General features: G+C 38.0%; 19 protein-coding genes and 1 pseudogene. 15 read left to right on the top strand and 5 right to left on the bottom strand.

What is annotated here, in order from left to right; genetic code table 11:
* The first annotated feature begins 3 nt into the window (after positions 1-3).
* Complete coding sequence (gene xylE, locus LZP85_RS09770) at positions 4-1,419, top strand: D-xylose transporter XylE (RefSeq protein ID WP_234562205.1); 1,416 nt, start codon at positions 4-6, stop codon at positions 1,417-1,419.
* A gap of 75 nt (positions 1,420-1,494) precedes the next feature.
* On the opposite strand, the gene LZP85_RS09765 is transcribed toward xylE, so the two are convergent.
* Positions 1,495-1,710 (bottom strand): hypothetical protein, encoded by a 216-nt coding sequence (locus LZP85_RS09765; RefSeq protein WP_061784931.1) that lies wholly within the window; start codon positions 1,708-1,710, stop codon positions 1,495-1,497.
* Positions 1,711-1,937: 227 nt separating this feature from the next.
* Between LZP85_RS09765 and LZP85_RS09760 the strand changes: the two genes are divergently transcribed.
* From LZP85_RS09760 to LZP85_RS09735, 6 genes are all read left to right on the top strand, one after another.
* Positions 1,938-3,119: a YeeE/YedE family protein gene (locus tag LZP85_RS09760; protein WP_242529522.1), complete on the top strand. Its 1,182-nt coding sequence runs from the start codon at positions 1,938-1,940 to the stop codon at positions 3,117-3,119.
* A gap of 124 nt (positions 3,120-3,243) precedes the next feature.
* Positions 3,244-3,813: a TetR/AcrR family transcriptional regulator gene (locus LZP85_RS09755; protein ID WP_025911830.1), complete on the top strand. Its 570-nt coding sequence runs from the start codon at positions 3,244-3,246 to the stop codon at positions 3,811-3,813.
* Positions 3,814-3,953: 140 nt separating this feature from the next.
* Positions 3,954-5,159 carry an MFS transporter gene (locus LZP85_RS09750; protein WP_206782665.1) on the top strand — a complete coding sequence of 402 codons (1,206 nt, stop codon included), beginning with the start codon at positions 3,954-3,956 and terminating at the stop codon, positions 5,157-5,159.
* Between the two features lie 153 nt (positions 5,160-5,312).
* A complete protein-coding gene (locus LZP85_RS09745; protein WP_119542647.1) occupies positions 5,313-5,786 on the top strand; it encodes a hypothetical protein in 474 nt (157 codons plus the stop codon).
* 139 nt (positions 5,787-5,925) lie between these two features.
* Positions 5,926-6,369 carry a hypothetical protein gene (locus LZP85_RS09740; RefSeq protein WP_119542648.1) on the top strand — a complete coding sequence of 148 codons (444 nt, stop codon included), beginning with the start codon at positions 5,926-5,928 and terminating at the stop codon, positions 6,367-6,369.
* A gap of 70 nt (positions 6,370-6,439) precedes the next feature.
* A complete protein-coding gene (locus LZP85_RS09735; protein WP_025911834.1) occupies positions 6,440-6,664 on the top strand; it encodes a hypothetical protein in 225 nt (74 codons plus the stop codon).
* Positions 6,665-6,693: 29 nt separating this feature from the next.
* Here the strand turns inward: LZP85_RS09735 and LZP85_RS09730 are convergent, their stop codons facing one another.
* Positions 6,694-7,263 carry a DUF6434 domain-containing protein gene (locus LZP85_RS09730; RefSeq protein ID WP_206782664.1) on the bottom strand — a complete coding sequence of 190 codons (570 nt, stop codon included), beginning with the start codon at positions 7,261-7,263 and terminating at the stop codon, positions 6,694-6,696.
* Between the two features lie 164 nt (positions 7,264-7,427).
* Between LZP85_RS09730 and LZP85_RS09725 the strand changes: the two genes are divergently transcribed.
* From LZP85_RS09725 to LZP85_RS09715, 3 genes are all read left to right on the top strand, one after another.
* Positions 7,428-7,754 carry a nucleoside triphosphate pyrophosphohydrolase gene (locus LZP85_RS09725; protein ID WP_025911836.1) on the top strand — a complete coding sequence of 109 codons (327 nt, stop codon included), beginning with the start codon at positions 7,428-7,430 and terminating at the stop codon, positions 7,752-7,754.
* Positions 7,755-7,892: 138 nt separating this feature from the next.
* Complete coding sequence (locus LZP85_RS09720; RefSeq protein ID WP_234562203.1) at positions 7,893-8,690, top strand: HNH endonuclease signature motif containing protein; 798 nt, start codon at positions 7,893-7,895, stop codon at positions 8,688-8,690.
* 27 nt (positions 8,691-8,717) lie between these two features.
* The gene (locus LZP85_RS09715) at positions 8,718-9,662 is read left to right on the top strand and encodes a ring-cleaving dioxygenase (RefSeq protein WP_062686708.1); all 945 of its coding nucleotides are present in this window, start codon (positions 8,718-8,720) and stop codon (positions 9,660-9,662) included.
* 267 nt (positions 9,663-9,929) lie between these two features.
* Here LZP85_RS09715 and LZP85_RS09710 read toward each other — a convergent pair.
* Positions 9,930-10,528: pseudogene (locus LZP85_RS09710) on the bottom strand (3-oxoacyl-[acyl-carrier-protein] synthase III C-terminal domain-containing protein); the annotation flags it as partial.
* A gap of 242 nt (positions 10,529-10,770) precedes the next feature.
* Here LZP85_RS09710 and LZP85_RS09705 point away from each other — a divergent pair.
* The gene (locus LZP85_RS09705; protein ID WP_119542664.1) at positions 10,771-12,201 is read left to right on the top strand and encodes an Ig-like domain-containing protein; all 1,431 of its coding nucleotides are present in this window, start codon (positions 10,771-10,773) and stop codon (positions 12,199-12,201) included.
* 55 nt (positions 12,202-12,256) lie between these two features.
* On the opposite strand, the gene LZP85_RS09700 is transcribed toward LZP85_RS09705, so the two are convergent.
* Positions 12,257-12,856 carry a DUF421 domain-containing protein gene (locus LZP85_RS09700; protein WP_206782663.1) on the bottom strand — a complete coding sequence of 200 codons (600 nt, stop codon included), beginning with the start codon at positions 12,854-12,856 and terminating at the stop codon, positions 12,257-12,259.
* A gap of 139 nt (positions 12,857-12,995) precedes the next feature.
* Between LZP85_RS09700 and LZP85_RS09695 the strand changes: the two genes are divergently transcribed.
* The 3 genes from LZP85_RS09695 (at position 12,996) to LZP85_RS09685 (ending at position 14,511) form a co-directional block, all read left to right on the top strand.
* The gene (locus LZP85_RS09695; RefSeq protein ID WP_061784937.1) at positions 12,996-13,541 is read left to right on the top strand and encodes a hypothetical protein; all 546 of its coding nucleotides are present in this window, start codon (positions 12,996-12,998) and stop codon (positions 13,539-13,541) included.
* 68 nt (positions 13,542-13,609) lie between these two features.
* Positions 13,610-14,023 (top strand): bleomycin resistance protein, encoded by a 414-nt coding sequence (locus LZP85_RS09690; RefSeq protein ID WP_061784938.1) that lies wholly within the window; start codon positions 13,610-13,612, stop codon positions 14,021-14,023.
* Positions 14,020-14,511, top strand: a complete 492-nt coding sequence (locus LZP85_RS09685) for a hypothetical protein (RefSeq protein WP_062954614.1) — start codon at positions 14,020-14,022, stop codon at positions 14,509-14,511. The genes LZP85_RS09690 and LZP85_RS09685 overlap by 4 nt, the downstream gene beginning before the upstream one ends.
* Positions 14,512-14,653: 142 nt before the next feature.
* On the opposite strand, the gene LZP85_RS09680 is transcribed toward LZP85_RS09685, so the two are convergent.
* Complete coding sequence (locus tag LZP85_RS09680; RefSeq protein ID WP_062954612.1) at positions 14,654-14,929, bottom strand: AbrB/MazE/SpoVT family DNA-binding domain-containing protein; 276 nt, start codon at positions 14,927-14,929, stop codon at positions 14,654-14,656.
* 566 nt (positions 14,930-15,495) lie between these two features.
* On the opposite strand from LZP85_RS09680, the gene LZP85_RS09675 reads away from it, so the two are divergent.
* Positions 15,496-16,239 carry a GntR family transcriptional regulator gene (locus LZP85_RS09675; protein WP_062686704.1) on the top strand — a complete coding sequence of 248 codons (744 nt, stop codon included), beginning with the start codon at positions 15,496-15,498 and terminating at the stop codon, positions 16,237-16,239.
* The last annotated feature ends 151 nt before the right edge of the window (positions 16,240-16,390 follow it).

Below are 16,390 nucleotides of genomic sequence, written 5' to 3'. Positions count from 1 at the left end.
AATATGAATAAAAACTCATTATATGTCTTTTCTATTACCTTAGTTGCGGCTCTTGGAGGCTTACTATTTGGATATGATACAGCTGTAATATCTGGAGCTGAAGGATCTTTAAAGGTTTATTTTATTGACAGCTTAGGATTAGGCTCTTTAGCACATGGAGTCACTGTATCAAGTGCTTTAATAGGCTGTATCATTGGAGGGTTAGTTTCCGGCTATTTTGCCACAAAACTGGGACGTAAAAAATCACTGATATTAGCAGCTATTCTTTTTATAGTATCAGCTTTAGGCTCTTCTTATCCTGAATTTTTATTTTTCACCAAGGGTGAACCAACTATTGCTTTATTATTGGCTTTTAATTTTTATCGTGTTATTGGAGGAATTGGTGTCGGCTTAGCTTCAGCTATTTGTCCAATTTATATAGGGGAGATTGCTCCAGCAGCTATTCGCGGTAGATTAGTATCATTTAATCAGTTTATGATCATTTTTGGAATGTTAGTTGTGTACTTTGTGAACTGGGGAATTGCAAGTGGTGAAACTATGGCGTGGACAAATGATGTAGGTTGGAGGTACATGTTTGCTTCAGAAGCGATTCCTGCTGTGCTTTTTGCGGTGCTTTTATGTTTAGTGCCTGAAACACCTCGCTATTTGGTGATACAAAAGCAAGATCAAAAGGCTTTAGCGATACTTACAAAAATTAATGGATCGCCAGAAGCAAAAGCCATTTTGATGGATATCAAACAAACTATTACAATGAATGCTTCTTCTCAAAAGTTATTCGCCTATGGGAAATTGGTGATTATTGTAGGAATACTACTTTCTGTTTTTCAACAATTTGTAGGTATAAATGTAGCTTTATATTATGCCCCACGTATTTTTGAAAGTATGGGAGCTGCTAAAGATTCTTCAATGTTGCAAACCATTATTATGGGATTAGTGAATGTTGTTTTTACAATTATTGCAATTTTAACAGTTGATCGATGGGGGAGAAAGCCCTTATTAATAGTAGGTTCAATTGGAATGTCTATTGGAATGTTTGGTGTATCAAGTATGGTATTTTCTAATATGATTGGAATAGGGACACTTATATTTATTATTATTTATACAGCTTCATTTATGATGTCATGGGGACCAATATGCTGGGTGCTGATTTCGGAGATTTTTCCTAATAAAATTAGAGGCCGAGCTGTAGCTATCGCTGTAGCAGTTCAATGGGCGGCTAACTATTTTATTTCCTCTACATATCCTACAATGATGGAGTATAGTGGAGGATTAACATATGGTTTTTATGGTTTGATGAGTGTACTTTCTGCTTTATTTGTCTGGAAGCTTGTTCCGGAAACGAAAGGAAAAACGCTTGAACAGATGGAAAATACATGGAGAAAAAGAAAAGAAGACCAAAAAGATAGTCAAATTATTTAAATTAGGAGAATCATTCAAAGTAAACCATAAAATATACGTTTCCGGATTTTTGTAGATTGACGAGTAGGGAGTTCCCTACTCGTTTTCTTCTTGTTCCAAACGTTTATAGTGTGTCTTCCCCATTTGATAGACGAAAAATAAAAAAATAGGCAAGAGAATGATAAGAGAAGACATGCGAATTAGCGTATCCACAATGGCTCCTTTTGTAATAATTAAGTTCACGATAAACATTAAAACAAAAATTACAATACCTACAGTTGTTAGCGTTTTTTTCAGCTTTTCTACTTTCACTTTTATCACCTAGTTTTAAAAATAATGGATGAAGCACTGAAAATCAACTCTTTCGATGAAAAGAGAGCAAAGAGGTTTACAGGATAAAAGATATGTTGTACGATAAAAAAAGTTTAATTCTTACTAAATCTATAAGATATGAGGTGTATATCGTGGCATCAACAACTGTACAAACTTCTAAGCATACTAATTCAGCTCGCACAACGGTTGTTACGGAGCTTAGTCCAATGCAAAAGCCGTTAGTTATTGTCGGAATTTTAATTTCGGTCGTGTTACTAACAGCGATTGTAAACACAACAAATTGGACACAAGGTGTATTATTTATTATCGGTCTCGCTCTTGGCGCGACGTTACTATATGCACGATTTGGTTTTACTTCAGCGTTTAGACGATTAATGTCGGTCGGAAACGTACAAGGTTTACAGGCACATATGCTTATGCTAGCAGTAGCTTCCACGCTGTTTGCTATTATTTTAAGCACTGGGTTTAGCTTTACCGGTACGACACCGGCAGGTTATGTGTCACCAGTAGGCGTGAGTGTGGTGGTAGGAGCATTTTTATTCGGAATTGGAATGCAGCTAGGAAACGGATGTGCATCAGGTACTCTTTATAATCTTGGTGGCGGTTCGTCTTCTATGATCATTACGCTCGTTTCATTCATTGGAGGTTCACTACTTGCAGCGTATCACTTTACATTTTGGATGGAGGATATGCCATCGTTCCAACCAATTTCGTTAGCTGAATCAACTGGGCTTGGCTATTTCGGTGCATGGGTTGTTCAAATGGTGGCATTTGCAGTTATTTACTGGATTACAGTTCAGCTTGCTAAAAAGAAAAATCCGCCAATGATGAAGCAGCTTCCAACAACAACAGGATGGAAGAAAGTTATTCGTGGTTCTTGGCCATTATTTGCGGCAGCAATTATCTTAGCACTTTTAAATGCTCTAACGCTAACAGTACGCGGTAACCCTTGGGGCATTACGTCAGCATTTGCTTTATGGGGTGGTAAAGCGTTAATGGCAACAGGAATTGATGTTTCGACTTGGGGTTATTTCCAAGGAGCGAATGGTCAAGCGTTAACGCAAACGGTTCTTGCCGACTCTACAAGCGTAATGAACTTTGGCATTATTTTAGGCGCGTTTATCTCAGCGGCAGCTCAAGGAACGTTCAAGCCTGGTAAAATTAAGCCAGGAGTTGCAGGAGCAGCAGTTGTAGGTGGCCTATTAATGGGCTATGGTTCTCGCTTAGCATTTGGTTGTAACATTGGTGCTTATTTTGGAGGAATCGCATCGTTTAGCTTACACGGTTGGGTATGGATGGTTATGGCAATGTTAGGAACAACGCTAGCCTTATTTATTCGACCATTGTTCGGATTAAAGAATCCAAAACCAAACGATTCGATTTGTTAAGAGAAAACCTACTTGCTTATTCAGCAAGTAGGTTTTTTTCTTGTACTTATATGAGAAGTGAGATAGAATGAGAAAATAGAAAAACTAAAAATGTTTTATGAGTTTATCACGAGGAGGACTGATAATGAAAGAGCGAATTATGCAGGCATTTATCGAAGAGATTCATCATAAAGGAATGAAATTTACAATGGATGACTTAGCCAAAAGGCTAGGCATTAGTAAACGGACGCTGTACGAACATTTCTCGTCCAAAGTAGAGATTTTAGATACCATTATCACTCAAACGCTACAGGATTTTGATCAGAAAACCGAAGCGATTGTGAATAATGAAAATCTATCTTTGGTGGACAAAATCAAGCGAGTTATTACCGTTATTCCAGAGTATAATGACTTCTATGACTTATGTATCATTGAGCAGATGAAGCGCTACTACCCAGCACAGTGGGAGCAGTTAAATGTGGCTTTGAACCAGTGGGACTCACTGAGAGAGCTCATAAAGCAAGGAATAGAAGAAGGAATTATTGTAAATCGAAATCTTGATTTAATGATGAAGGTAATCATCGACGCTGTGAATTCGACTTTAGATCGAAGCTTTTTTTTAGAAAATCGATTAACCGTATCAGATGCGCTCGATACGATTGTTGATATGCTATTGCACGGCCTTTTAACAAGTAAGGTAAAATCGGAACTTTAAAATAGAGCGCATACGACAGAGTCTGGCATATCTCTTGTTTTCATGGGAGTCAGTCTCTTTTATCGGTCGATAAAAACTAAAAAAACAAAAATAGTTTTCGTGTTTTATGGAGAATATAGGAGAAAGTTGGAGGGTTATTTATGTCACTACTGTTAAGAAATAAAGGAGCCATGCTGCTTTTAATGCTTAACATCTTTTTGGTGTTTATGGGAATAGGTCTTGTAATTCCCATTATGCCAACTTATATGATTGAGCTTCAAATTAGCGGAAGTATCGTTGGAATGCTTGTCGCTGCATTTTCGTTAACACAGTTTATCTTTTCACCTGTTGCAGGGAGATTATCGGATTCTTTTGGGCGTAAAAAAATGATCGTTACCGGTATGTTGATCTTTGCCGTGTCAGAGTGGCTATTTGGAATTGCCAATGCACCGGCGCTATTGTTTGGCGCTCGTATGCTGGGCGGAATTAGTGCAGCATTAATTATGCCAGCCGTTATGGCTTATACAGCTGATATTACGACGCCAAAAGAGCGCGCAACAGGAATGGGGTATATTAATGCAGCAATCACAACAGGCTTTATCATCGGCCCTGGAATCGGTGGATTCATTGCTGAATTTGGCATGCGAGTCCCGTTTTATTCAGCAGCCGTTGCAGGAGTTTTCGCAGCCTTACTTACCTTATTTGTTCTGCCTGAATCACCAATGGAAGAACGCGTGAAGGCTGACCCACTTCAAACAGAAAAGCAGAGCTTATTTACACAGTTACGTAATTCGTATAAGGAACCGTACTTTTTAAGCTTAATTATTGTGTTTGTTGCTTCGTTTGGCTTAGCGAATTATGAGACGGTATTTGGTTTATTTGTAGATCGTAAATTCGGCTTTACGCCAAAAGATATAGCATTTATTATCACGTTTGGTTCCATTGCAGGAGCTGTTGTTCAGCTCACTATTTTTGGGTGGATTGTCAATAAGTTTGGTGAGAAAAGGGTTATTTCAACCTGTCTGTTTGTAGCAGGCTTATTCGTACTTTTAACTTTGTTCACGCATGCATACTGGTTGATTGTTGTCGTAACGTTTACGCTGTTTTTAGCAATCGATATTTTACGACCAGCTATTAGTACACAAATGTCAAAACTTGCTCAAGAACAGCAGGGCTACGTAGCCGGCTTAAATTCTGCTTACACAAGTTTAGGAAACATTGCAGGACCTCTTGTTGCAGGGATTTTATTTGATATTGATATCAACTTTCCATATGTAGCAGCGGCCATCGTTTTATTCGTTTGTTTCGTCTTATCGTTAACAGTAGGAAAGCGAGTAGCTCAGTCAAATCCAGTTGTTGAGAAGTAAAAGTGGTTGAAGAACGTTCTATTCCTAGTGGATAGGACGTTTTTCATTGACTTTTGACAGGTTGTTTCATACACTTTTAGTAAAATATTTCAGCTTAGGCTGTATGTTGCTACTTATTAAAGTAGAGAAGATACATAAGGAAGGAACGAATATATGAATGAAACCTCATCTGTAAAGTCGATGGGCTATTTAATTAGCCGTAAGCTTATTGCAGGACTAATCATGGTTGTTGCCATTAGTGTCTTAGCGTTTGTCACGGCGATTATACCTGCGGATAAGCCAGCTGACTTTACTATCCTTAACTTTATTCGGGAGTTTAAGAAAGAAGGGAGTTTTTTCGCGCTTGGGTACTACTTTTTTATTGTAGGCTCAGCTGTTATCTTAACCTCTTTTGTGGTAGAGCTAATTGCGCAAACGATTACAAATCGCTGGGAAGGTAAGTACAAGTGGTGGATTACGGGTGCTTTACATTTTGTTTTATCACTCTTTTTCATCCCGATGCTGCTTTTTTTCTTTATTGTGGATCGCTTATTGGCATTTAAAAAGACGCCATATCATTGGAAGCATGTACTTGGATTTTTTGTAGCTCCAATTGCGCTATTTAGTTTATTTGTTGTTATCGTTTAAAGCCTCTCTGCTTCAGAGAGGTTTTTTTATGGAAGCGTTAGGGGGAACTTTGGTGAATAAGATGCTAAAAGGAAGAAAATAACGAATTTTATAAAAATAATGATATACTAAACTCATTAGTACTGTAGGAGGTTATTGTGTGAAAGGATACTTCAAGCCATTTGCCATTATAATAGGTGCGCTTTTACTTTTTCTAGGAGGATACGTATTTGGAAAATCCACGTCTGATCAAGTCACTCGGGAAATCTGGGTTGGCGACGGGAAGGACGGAGAGACAGACGTTCAAAAGGTCATTACGGACTTAGAAAATCAAGCTGCTGTCGATAACTTATCGCTGATTTACGCTCACCGAGAAAGCATTGATACTGCGGATGTAGATATAAACAATCCGGATCTTTACGTAGCATTTAATAGTCCAAAGCAATCGGCATTATTAGTTGAGTCTCGTCTTTGGCTAAACGATAAGGGAGCTGTTATAGCGGAACGTACGGGTGAGACGTGGGATGAAGTTGACTATTCTACAATTCCTGTGGAAGATGCTCTTTATATTCAAAGTTTGTTGAAGAACAATAATGAAGAATAATTTCTTTTATTTTCCATAAAATGAAACTTTTTGGATGGTCGTTCGTAATAGAAATAAAGGGGGGGATTCATTGAAAAATTACATAGCCTTCATTGCTAGCTTTGTAATGTTAATGCTTGTATTGCAAGTAGGTAGTGGTATGCTGTTAACGATGCTGTATGAGCCAGGCTTGACGGAAGAAGTTGGAACGTTAGGAAGCACGGTTACCTTTGGTGAAAGTACTTATATGTTTCCGCTTGTAGTAGCAATGCTAGCAGCAACAATTTCCTTTTTTATTTCAAAACGACTTTCATAATGTAGTAGAAAACTAGGCATGTACGGTGCCTAGTTTTTTCTTTTATATGTTCGAGCTCCGGGCTGTTCTTTTACTGCACGCCACGCTGCAATTGCATCTGCACGGCTTTTCCCTTTGTTGGTTGGGTCTGCAAAGAAATCTCTTGTAAACTGGTTATATTCAAACTGGGCTCCAATTTCTCGCTGATAGGAAGGATCTTTTTTTCGGCTTTCTTCTTCATACCAGGCCGTCACAACATCACGATATGTCTTGCCACCATTCTGTTTAAAGTAGTTTTGGATATAGGTTGAAAAATGAAAGTTTGGAATGATAGTTTTGAAAAATGTCCGTACGCTTTGGCTACAGCGATGGTGTTTTGTAATAACAGTGTCAAGACTCAGTTCTTCTAACTTCTTACCGTTAGGAGCACCCGTCTTTTTATGAACAGGACGTTTTATTTCTCCAGTTTGCAAAAAGAGATGAATTCGCTCTGTTAATTCTGCTTTGGAGCCACTTCTGGGGATGTGGTGGTCGTGGCAAAAACCTTGTAGTTCTTTCTTTAACCAATAATAGCTGAGAAATTCTTTTGTCTTAATGTGTTGATTCAGTTTAGGTCTCATACATAACCATCCTTTCCATCTATTTCAATATTAGAACATTAGTTCGTATTTTGTCAATGGCATAATAGAGAAAATATACCATTCATAACGATTCACTTTACTACACCTTATTTCCACCTTTTAGTATAATTAGTCATATCATTTAGAGGAAAGGAGCCGAGCAAATGCCTGCTTATAATAAGCTAGTCCGTGATTACATTCCGCAGATTATCGAACAAAGCGGAAAGAAGTATACAACAAGCAACCTAACTATTGATGAATACAAAAAGGAACTAAAGAAAAAAGCTGAAGAAGAATGGAGCGAATATAAGGAAGCCAAAACGGAGCACGAGGCAGTAGAAGAGCTTGCGGATTTACTAGAAGTTGTTTATGCGCTTGCTGCATTAAACGGCGCAACTCCTCAGCAGCTGGAACATGTGCGTCAGCAAAAAGCAGATGAGAAAGGTGGCTTTAACGAAAGAGTTTTTTTAGTAGAGGTGGAAGATCAATAACTCTTAGTATATAAACCTTTTTTAAAACGATAATTGTCCAAAGAAAGACGCTCCTTTTTAAGCACAACTAACCTCAAGTTGTGCTTTTTTATGGTACACTAAAACTAAGAAAAGAGATCTACATCAGGGGGCACAATTGTGATTACAGATTTACAGTTTGGTGAGGCTTTTGTACGAGGAAAGCGATATCGCCGCAAGCAAATTCATGACCTTTATAAAGGGCAGGAGCAAAGTGAAATTTCAACGCCAAAGGAATACCCATACATCTTTATTTTTACAAAGATGAGCGGTGAAGAATACGGTACTTCTCATGGATGGAACGACGATCAAACAACCTTCTTTTATACTGGAGAAGGACAGCGTGGTACGATGCAGCTAATCAAAGGAAATAAAGCGGTGATGGAACACGCAGCGAACGGTGAAACCATCTATTTATTTCAGTACGTAGAGTCTGGAATTGTTGAGTTTTTAGATGAGATGACGTATGTAAACCATCAGCTTGAGTTGATGTGGGATGCAGACGGAAGCTTTCGGGAAGCGATTATGTTTGAACTAAAACGCAACCATGTATTAGAAGAGAAAGCGAACGCAATTAGCATTAACTCAACGGTACAAGAAGAGCTGTTAGAAAAATTCTATGAGGAAAAGAACTTAACGAAAAAGGTAGCTTTCCTTCATCGTTATATAAAAGCGCGAGCGAACGGAAAGTGTGAATCATGCGGTGCACCAGCATCGTTTAAAGATAAAAAAGGAATGCCATATCTAGAGCTTCACCACATCAACCACTTAACCGACAGCGGGTTAAATAGAGTGGACCAAATTGCGGCCCTTTGTCCAATTTGTCATAGTCATATTCACCATGGACAGGGTGGCGGAAATTACAATGCAAGGTTGGGTACACTAATTAAAGAAAAAGAACTAGAAGCTGTTCAATAACTGAACGAATAGAAAGGCGTGAAAGTAATGGAACTATTAGGTCTACATCACGTTTCAATTTTAACGGGAAAAGCCGAAAAAAATTATGACTTCTTTACAAACGTACTGGGAATGCGTCTTGTAAAAAAGACGGTTAATCAAGATAACCCGCAGTCATATCATCTGTTTTACGCAGATGCAGAAGGAACACCTGGAACGGAAGTCACTTATTTTGATATTCCTGGCCTTGGTAGAACCTACCCGGGAACAACGGATATTTCAACCGTATCCTTGCGTGTGCCGACGACGGAATCCCTTCACTATTGGAAGCAACGCTTTGAAGAGCTAGGAATCGATCACGATGAGATGACAAACCAAGCAGGTCGCAACGCGCTTGCGTTTCGTGATTACGAAGGTACACGACTGATGCTTGTTGCAGATAACGGAGAAAAAGGTGTACGTGCCGGTGTTCCATGGAAGCGAGAAGATATTGAAGAAAAGCATGCAATTATTGGCTTAGGTCCGGTTACGTTAACAGTTGCAGAAGCGAAGCTAACAGCGGATATCCTAACAAACGTTATGGGATTTCGTCATGTGAAATCTTATAATTCAATGAAAGTTTATGCAACAGGAGAAGGGGGAAGCGGAGCTGAAGTACATATTGTAGAAGAACCCGGGGTGCCAAAAGCAAGGCTTGGAAGAGGTGGCGTTCATCACGTTGCGTTTCGTGTCCCAAATGAGCAAGAATACCGCTACTGGCTTGAACGCTTAAAGCAGGCTCGTATTCCTCACTCCGGCGAAGTCGAACGCTACTATTTTAAAGCAATTTATTTTAGAGAGCCAAACGGTATCTTATTTGAACTTTCAACCGATACGCCTGGCTTTGCGACCGACGAGCCCAAAGAAACGATGGGAGAGAAGCTCGCTCTACCGCCATTTTTAGAACCGCGTCGAGCAGAAATTGAAGCGAATTTACGTCCGTTGGATATATAGAAAGCACAGCTGTTTTTATAGCTGTGCTTTTCTGTTGTTTTTCGTTGCGTGTTTTTTAAGGTCGAAAATGCCGATAGTGACGCAAGTTATCCCACTGATTCCGCAAAAAACCGTCCAAAACCAGTTGCTTCCCCAATTGAAATAGGTAGTTACTAAGCAGCTGCATCCGGTAGCAATAGCTCCGTATTTAGCACGCCATTTGTCTAGCTTTGATTTTTGATTCGTAGATATCGTCCTTCCCCCCTTTCATAAACAATACGAAAGAAGTTAACCTTCACCGAGGTCCCATCTAATGATATGACCTGCATGAGTTAAGCCTCCTCCAAATCCATAAAGCAATACAAGATGGTTTTTCTGCAACTTACCCTCTTTTAAGGCGAGCTGCAAAGCGAGTGGAATGGAAACAGCTGATGTGTTGCCGTAATACTCGACGCTCGTTAGCATTTTTTCGCGCGGAAACTCAGCTTTTTCGCAAATGGACTCAATCATTCGCAAGTTGGCACTGTGCGGGACGAACCAGTCAATGTTTTCTTTTTGAAGATTGGTTTGCTGTAACAGCGAATCAATACCTGCTGGAACGGTTCTGGTAGCCCATTTGTACACTTCGCGTCCATTTTGAACCATTTTACCAGGTGTTTGAAGCTGCTCTCCGTTCATCGTTGTGGATAAGTTCGTTCGATACACGTGCTTACCGCTGCTGCCCCGTTGCCAAATAGGATGCAGGTAGAGCGGTCTTTATAATCCGTTACTTTTGATAGTGTCTCTGCTGTAACAACTAAGACTTTTTGGTGTAATCCAGACGTAATAAAGCTATCGGCAATATGTAATCTGTAAGTAAAGCCAGCGCACGTTGCGTTAAAATCAAATGTTCCTGCACTATTAAAACACCTTTCTTTATGACTAGGTTATATCATTAAATATTAGTGCTATATGACAAAAAATGTCAATAATTGTATATTTAAATATTCTTATAATTAAACGGAACTTATTCAAACCAAAGTAGATTTTGTCGAAAAATAGATGTAGAAATTAATAGTTTTATTAGAAAAATAGTAGTATTATAGTCGTGAGTAAAAAGTAACCGAATGGGACTTAGGGGGATTTTTTGATGAGTAAGAAGAAGGTTGTTACAGCATTAACTGCAGGTTTATTGGTTTCTTCGTTATCGATGGGGACAGGTTACGCAGAAGAGAATAATTATGATGTATCAAAAAAAACAATTGAAGAGCAGGCAGAAGTTAGCAAAAAGCTAGAAAAAAACATTGTGAAGCCAGAAATAATAAACGAGGTAAAGTCAGATGTTTTGAAGTCGTTAAATATGCCAGCACCATTTTCAAATAAAGCAGCAAAAAGTCTTCAGCGATCAAGCGTAAGCTTTGATAATGAAGAAATTGTTTTTGAATCAGAGCCCAATGATGATTTTCATACAGCAAATATAATGTCTTACGGTAACACAGTCATTGGTCAGCTTTTACCACTTTACGATTTGGACATGTATAAAGTGAATGTTCCTACAGCCGGCGCATTCATTATAGCAGGAGGTGCCTCTTCACCTGCAATCGATTTAGGCTTTACGGTTACCGAAAAAGATTATAAAGATAATAATAATGTCAGCTACTTAGGCAGCGAGTTTGACGAAGAGATTGAAACGCAAGTGTATCAAGTAAACAAAGCTGGTACTTATTATGTTCCAGTTATTGACTTTGATAATATCGATGACCTTGATGATAATTCGGAAGAAGATATTTATATTTTGTCAGCGGCGTTTGTTGATAACGTTGCGCCAGCAAAGCCAGTAGTGAATCAAGTTACTAACAATGATAAAGTAATCACTGGAAAAGCGGAGGCGAACTCAACGGTAACAGTGAATGTTGGTAAAAATCGAATCGGCTATGCGAAAGCAAATGCGAGCGGATCGTTCTCTGTTAGTATTCCAGCTCAAAAAGTAGGAACAACGCTAAACGTAACGGCAAAAGATGCAGCTGGAAACGTCAGCAGCTTGACCTATGTCAAAGTGACAAGCGTTGACGTGACGCCACCTGCGAAGCCAATTGTTAATCAAGTTGATGATAATGATAAAGTCATTACAGGAAAAGCAGAAGCGAATTCAATGGTAACGGTGAACGTTGGTAAAAATCGAATTGGCTATGTAAAAGCAAGCTCAAACGGATCATTTTCTGTTGGTATTCCTATTCAAAAAGCAGGAACGACGCTAAACGTAACGGCAAAAGACGCAGCTGGAAATGTCAGCAGCTTATCCTATGTCAAAGTTGTAAAAGCTGATATGACGCCACCTGCAAAGCCAACGGTTAATAAAGTAAAAGAAACTGATAAAGTAGTAACGGGTAAAGCGGAAGCAAACTCAACGGTAACGGTAAATGCCGGTAAAAACAGATTGGGTTATGCGAAAGCTAACTCTAAAGGCGTGTATTCCGTAAAAATTGCTGCACAGAAAAAAGGGACTCTTTTAAACGTAACGGCAAAAGATGCAGCTGGAAATGTGAGTAAACTTTCATACGTAACGGTTGTAAAGCGTTAATAACCATAAAAAATGCACTTCAGAATATTAGCTGAGGTGCATTTTCTATGAGAGCTCATTGTAAATAACGAGGGGTATCCGTTTTTGGATAGTTAATCTCTTGAAACAGATCCTTTTGAGTTCCTGTGTCACTAGGTGGACTGTTCTCTAACTGCTGAGCTAAATGAGGAAAATAAAGATTCATTAAGTTTTTAAATTCTCCGATTGTTAATGGCTTTTCCGATTCTTTTAGCTCATAGCCAAGTTGTCCATTGGGTTCAATCGTGGCAGATTTTACGTGTTCTAGCTTTGCCACGCCGTGATTACGAAGCCGCATTTCAAGCTGATCAATGGTTAAACGCAGTTTTTTTAATTGCTTAATATCAAGCTGGCCATTTTCAATTACAACTTTTGATTTGCCTGTAATGAACTTTTCTAGCGCATTGGATTTCACCTGTACGTATTCTAAAACCAAGATAGCTAGTACAAAAACAGCAGCGCCTATAATTGCTTTAAACATGCTTTTTTCGACAATAGGCTGAACGATAATAGTTCCTAGTGAAATCATTACAACGGTTTGAGCTAGCGTCATCTGAGCAATGGATTTACGTCCAGCTATCCTAAGTAAAAATATACCTGTTAAGATTAAAATAAGCGATTGCCATATGAAATTCATTCTTTCACCCTTTCCTATTTATTCCTGAATTTTAGGTTGGTTAAAAAGGAGTTTTTTTATGTATAGATAGGAGGTGAGAGATTTCATATGGTAAAATATATGAATCATATAAATTTAAATAGTATCAATGGAGGAAAGTATGAACGAGTCTATGAGCAGCCATTTTAAAAACTTAGAAGCAGCTGATAAAGCCCTTCAGTATGAAGCTTTTCAAGAAATTCTAAACGCAACTTCTGAACCGGTAGATTGGGCTTATGAAGTGTGGGAGGAGTTAATGAGGTGGTTAGGAGATGCTGATAACCATAAAAGAGCAAGAGGAGCTCAAATTCTTGCAGGTCTTGCGAAAAGTGATCAGGAAAAACGAATACTAACTGATTTTGGTTCCTTGTGGAAAGTAACCAAAGACGAAAAATTTGTTACGGCTCGTCACGCCCTACAGGCAATCTGGAAAGTGGGCTTAGCAGGAGACGGACAAAAAGAGTTAGTTCTCAAGCACTTAGTTGATCGCTTTCATACATGTGAAGGCGAAAAAAATGCCACTCTTATTCGCTTTGATATCATTCAAGGCTTACGAAATCTATACGATGAAACAAATGATGAAAAATTAAAGCAGCAGGCACTAAAGCTAGTAGAGATAGAAACAGACGCGAAGTATCAAAAGAAGTACCTTAAAGTATGGAAATGAAAATCTGTAATTAAAAAACAGAACGCTTCGATACAAGTAAAAAGCATTGAATGGAAGGAGGCCTTTATATGCTTACAGGCTCTAAACTAACACCTGAGCTATCAGTTTCAAATATAGAGAAGAGCTTGAACTTTTACATCAACTTGTTAACATTCAAGGTAAAATACGAACGAAAAGAGGACAAGTTTGCCATGCTGACCTTGGGTGGGTGTGAAATCATGATTGAACAGGTAAACGGATATTGGAATACAGGTGAGCTAGCTTATCCATTTGGGCGAGGTATTAATTTTCAGATTATGGTAGACGACGCTGAGTTTATTTACAGTCGATTAAAAAAGTATGATTATCCAATTAAGTATAAACTTACAGAAAGCTGGTATCGCGTTGATGATAAACTTTATGGACAACAAGAGTTCTTGGTTATGGATCCAGACGGTTATTTATTACGGCTGGCTGAAGATATAGGAAAGAAAGCAGTATGAACACGCTAGAGTTGCACTATCATATTTATCAAGACAATGTAAAAGTTGCTGAACATTACTTGCCATGGGCTTTTTCTATGATAGAGAGTGACTATGAATCTACATCTTTATATATTCTGGCTGCGCTTCAAAAACCTTATAATATTTTTGAAGCGGAACACTATTTTCGAAGAGCTGTGGAAGAGCTTGAACTAAAAGTACCAACTGAACAAGAATGCACCACATATGTTGTATACAAAAGGCTTGAAGAATTAATCAATCAGTCAGATGATCTTTTCAACAAGGTATACGACTTGTCTACCCTCATCATATATGAGTTAGATTCTCCAAAACAACTGGCATCATTTGTAGAAATTAGTGATTTAATTGATGACTTTCTATACGGTGATAACTACTTAAAGTTGACAGAAACTATGTTGAAAGAGGAGATTTTGAGGAGAGCTGAAAAGTTGATAAAGTCAGTGAAAGAACTGGATGGAATAGACTAGCACATTTGTGGAATTAACAAAGGTTTTTTATTGATAAGATGTATTTAATATGTATATTTTATTGCAAAAAATCACACTCTATTCGAATGTGTTTACAGTAGGGGGGATTTGCTTTTGTTTACTATTTTGCAGTTTTTTAAAGTTAAATGTCCCAATCTTCTTTTAGTTGATCGAATAAAAGCCTGGCACCAGATGGGCTTAAAATAAGACCTTCTGCGTACTGCTTATTTTCTGGCGTTACTTCTCCTGTTATAAGGCATTTATTTTCTAGCTCAAATTTCCTTAACATAAGCTCGCCGTCTTTTACGAAGATTTCTAAAGGATCTTTTATGTTAATTCCCAACACTCTTCTCATCTCAACTGGAATGACAACGCGCCCTAACTCATCTACTTTTCGTACGATTCCTAGACTTTTCATAAGTTCCTCCTCACGACCCTTCAAATGAACAGGATTGTTTTAATCCTTTAACTAAAATATGTGAAACGATAGCAATACATGTTTACTTTTTTTAATTTGAATAGTAATTTGTAAATATTTTCATTTGTAAAATAATGTCTATAAATATTCTGAATGTACATAAATATCAAGGTTAATAAAATAAAATTATTTTACAAATGGAGCGTTTCTTTCTTGAAATATCTGTTTGTTATCATCAGTTAATGTAATAACCGTGATAACTAAACTTTATGAAGAAGAATCCCTCTCATTGTTTGTATTAAAAAATGGTAAGTATTTTGTTTGAATTTGTCGATTGGATTAGATTCTTGTGGTTGGAAAAATATATTAGGATAGTTTACTTGTTTAATATTATGGGTGGTTTAGGAGGGAGAAGCTACATTTTAATTTCATAAGTAGCCACAGGGTTTTTCTTTCTCACTTCTTATCGTATAATCAGTCGTATAAAGAATAAGGACTGATACAACAATGACCGTAGAGAATAATGCTTATTTATTAGCTTATGGCAGAGTGAAAGGAGAGTTTTTATGATTGATAAAAGCTCTTCTACACCTCTTTATTATCAAATTAAAGAAATGATAAAAGAAAAAATTATGTCAACAGAATGGCAAGCGGGAAGTGCGATTCCATCCGAGAACACGCTTTCTAAGCTATTGTCTGTCAGTCGACTAACTGTGAGACAAGGAATTCAAGAATTAGTTGATGAAGGCTATTTGACAAGGAAAAGAGGAGTAGGAACGTTTGTACTTGAGAATAAGATTGAACAAAAATTAGTAGCAGCAACGAGCTTTACCTCATTAATGCATCAGAAGGGGAAGGTTCCTACCAGCACTATTTTATCCATTGATGAAATTACCGCTTCAAGATCTGTCAAACATAACCTAGCGCTGAAGGACGATTCAAAAGTGTTATCCATAAAGAGGATACGATACGGAGATGACGTGCCAGTAGCACTAGAGACGGTTTTTTTGCCCCTAGAATATAGGGATTACGTGCTAGACAACAATATTACGCATTCTCTACATGGCTTTATTGAAAAGAATTTTAATGTGAAAATCGGTGACGCGAAACAAACGGTTGAAGCTACGCTTGCAAATGAGCAAGAAGCAAACTATTTAAATTTAGAAATGAATGCACCTTTACTGTTAATTAAAACGGTGACATACCTTACAAACAATAAGCCTTTTGAATATGTCATTTCAGTATATGCAGGCGAAAGATTCAAGATATCGTCTCAAATTGGAGAACTTCGTACTAATCAGGTGATGTAAAGAAATAGAGATTGGTGTGTATGTTGTTGGTCTTATGTTAGGAACACCTTTATGTGATATCGACGCAGCGCTTATTCATGACGAAGAAGAATGATTAAACGTTTAGTAGGTGAATCCGGTGAGTTATTAACATAAAAGCAGCTGAATCATT

The sequence above is a fragment of the Priestia flexa genome (genome assembly GCF_021441905.1).
GTDB lineage: Bacteria > Bacillota > Bacilli > Bacillales > Bacillaceae_H > Priestia > Priestia flexa.
The sequence above is the reverse complement of the archived record's forward strand: the minus strand, read 5'-3'. Positions and strand labels throughout refer to the sequence as shown.

Bases quoted from the DNA above. Each gene is read 5' to 3' on its own strand.
- LZP85_RS09730 (WP_206782664.1), bottom strand. From the start codon at position 7,263: ATGAGACCTAAACTGAATCAACACATTAAGACAAAAGAATTTCTCAGC.
- LZP85_RS09685 (WP_062954614.1), top strand. From the start codon at position 14,020: ATGAACACGCTAGAGTTGCACTATCATATTTATCAAGACAATGTAAAA.
- LZP85_RS09745 (WP_119542647.1), top strand. From the start codon at position 5,313: ATGAATGAAACCTCATCTGTAAAGTCGATGGGCTATTTAATTAGCCGT.
- LZP85_RS09675 (WP_062686704.1), top strand. From the start codon at position 15,496: ATGATTGATAAAAGCTCTTCTACACCTCTTTATTATCAAATTAAAGAA.
- LZP85_RS09680 (WP_062954612.1), bottom strand. From the start codon at position 14,929: ATGAAAAGTCTAGGAATCGTACGAAAAGTAGATGAGTTAGGGCGCGTT.
- LZP85_RS09760 (WP_242529522.1), top strand. From the start codon at position 1,938: ATGCAAAAGCCGTTAGTTATTGTCGGAATTTTAATTTCGGTCGTGTTA.
- LZP85_RS09715 (WP_062686708.1), top strand. From the start codon at position 8,718: ATGGAACTATTAGGTCTACATCACGTTTCAATTTTAACGGGAAAAGCC.
- LZP85_RS09750 (WP_206782665.1), top strand. From the start codon at position 3,954: ATGTCACTACTGTTAAGAAATAAAGGAGCCATGCTGCTTTTAATGCTT.
- LZP85_RS09705 (WP_119542664.1), top strand. From the start codon at position 10,771: ATGAGTAAGAAGAAGGTTGTTACAGCATTAACTGCAGGTTTATTGGTT.
- LZP85_RS09755 (WP_025911830.1), top strand. From the start codon at position 3,244: ATGAAAGAGCGAATTATGCAGGCATTTATCGAAGAGATTCATCATAAA.
- LZP85_RS09690 (WP_061784938.1), top strand. From the start codon at position 13,610: ATGCTTACAGGCTCTAAACTAACACCTGAGCTATCAGTTTCAAATATA.
- LZP85_RS09700 (WP_206782663.1), bottom strand. From the start codon at position 12,856: ATGAATTTCATATGGCAATCGCTTATTTTAATCTTAACAGGTATATTT.
- LZP85_RS09725 (WP_025911836.1), top strand. From the start codon at position 7,428: ATGCCTGCTTATAATAAGCTAGTCCGTGATTACATTCCGCAGATTATC.
- xylE (WP_234562205.1), top strand. From the start codon at position 4: ATGAATAAAAACTCATTATATGTCTTTTCTATTACCTTAGTTGCGGCT.
- LZP85_RS09695 (WP_061784937.1), top strand. From the start codon at position 12,996: ATGAACGAGTCTATGAGCAGCCATTTTAAAAACTTAGAAGCAGCTGAT.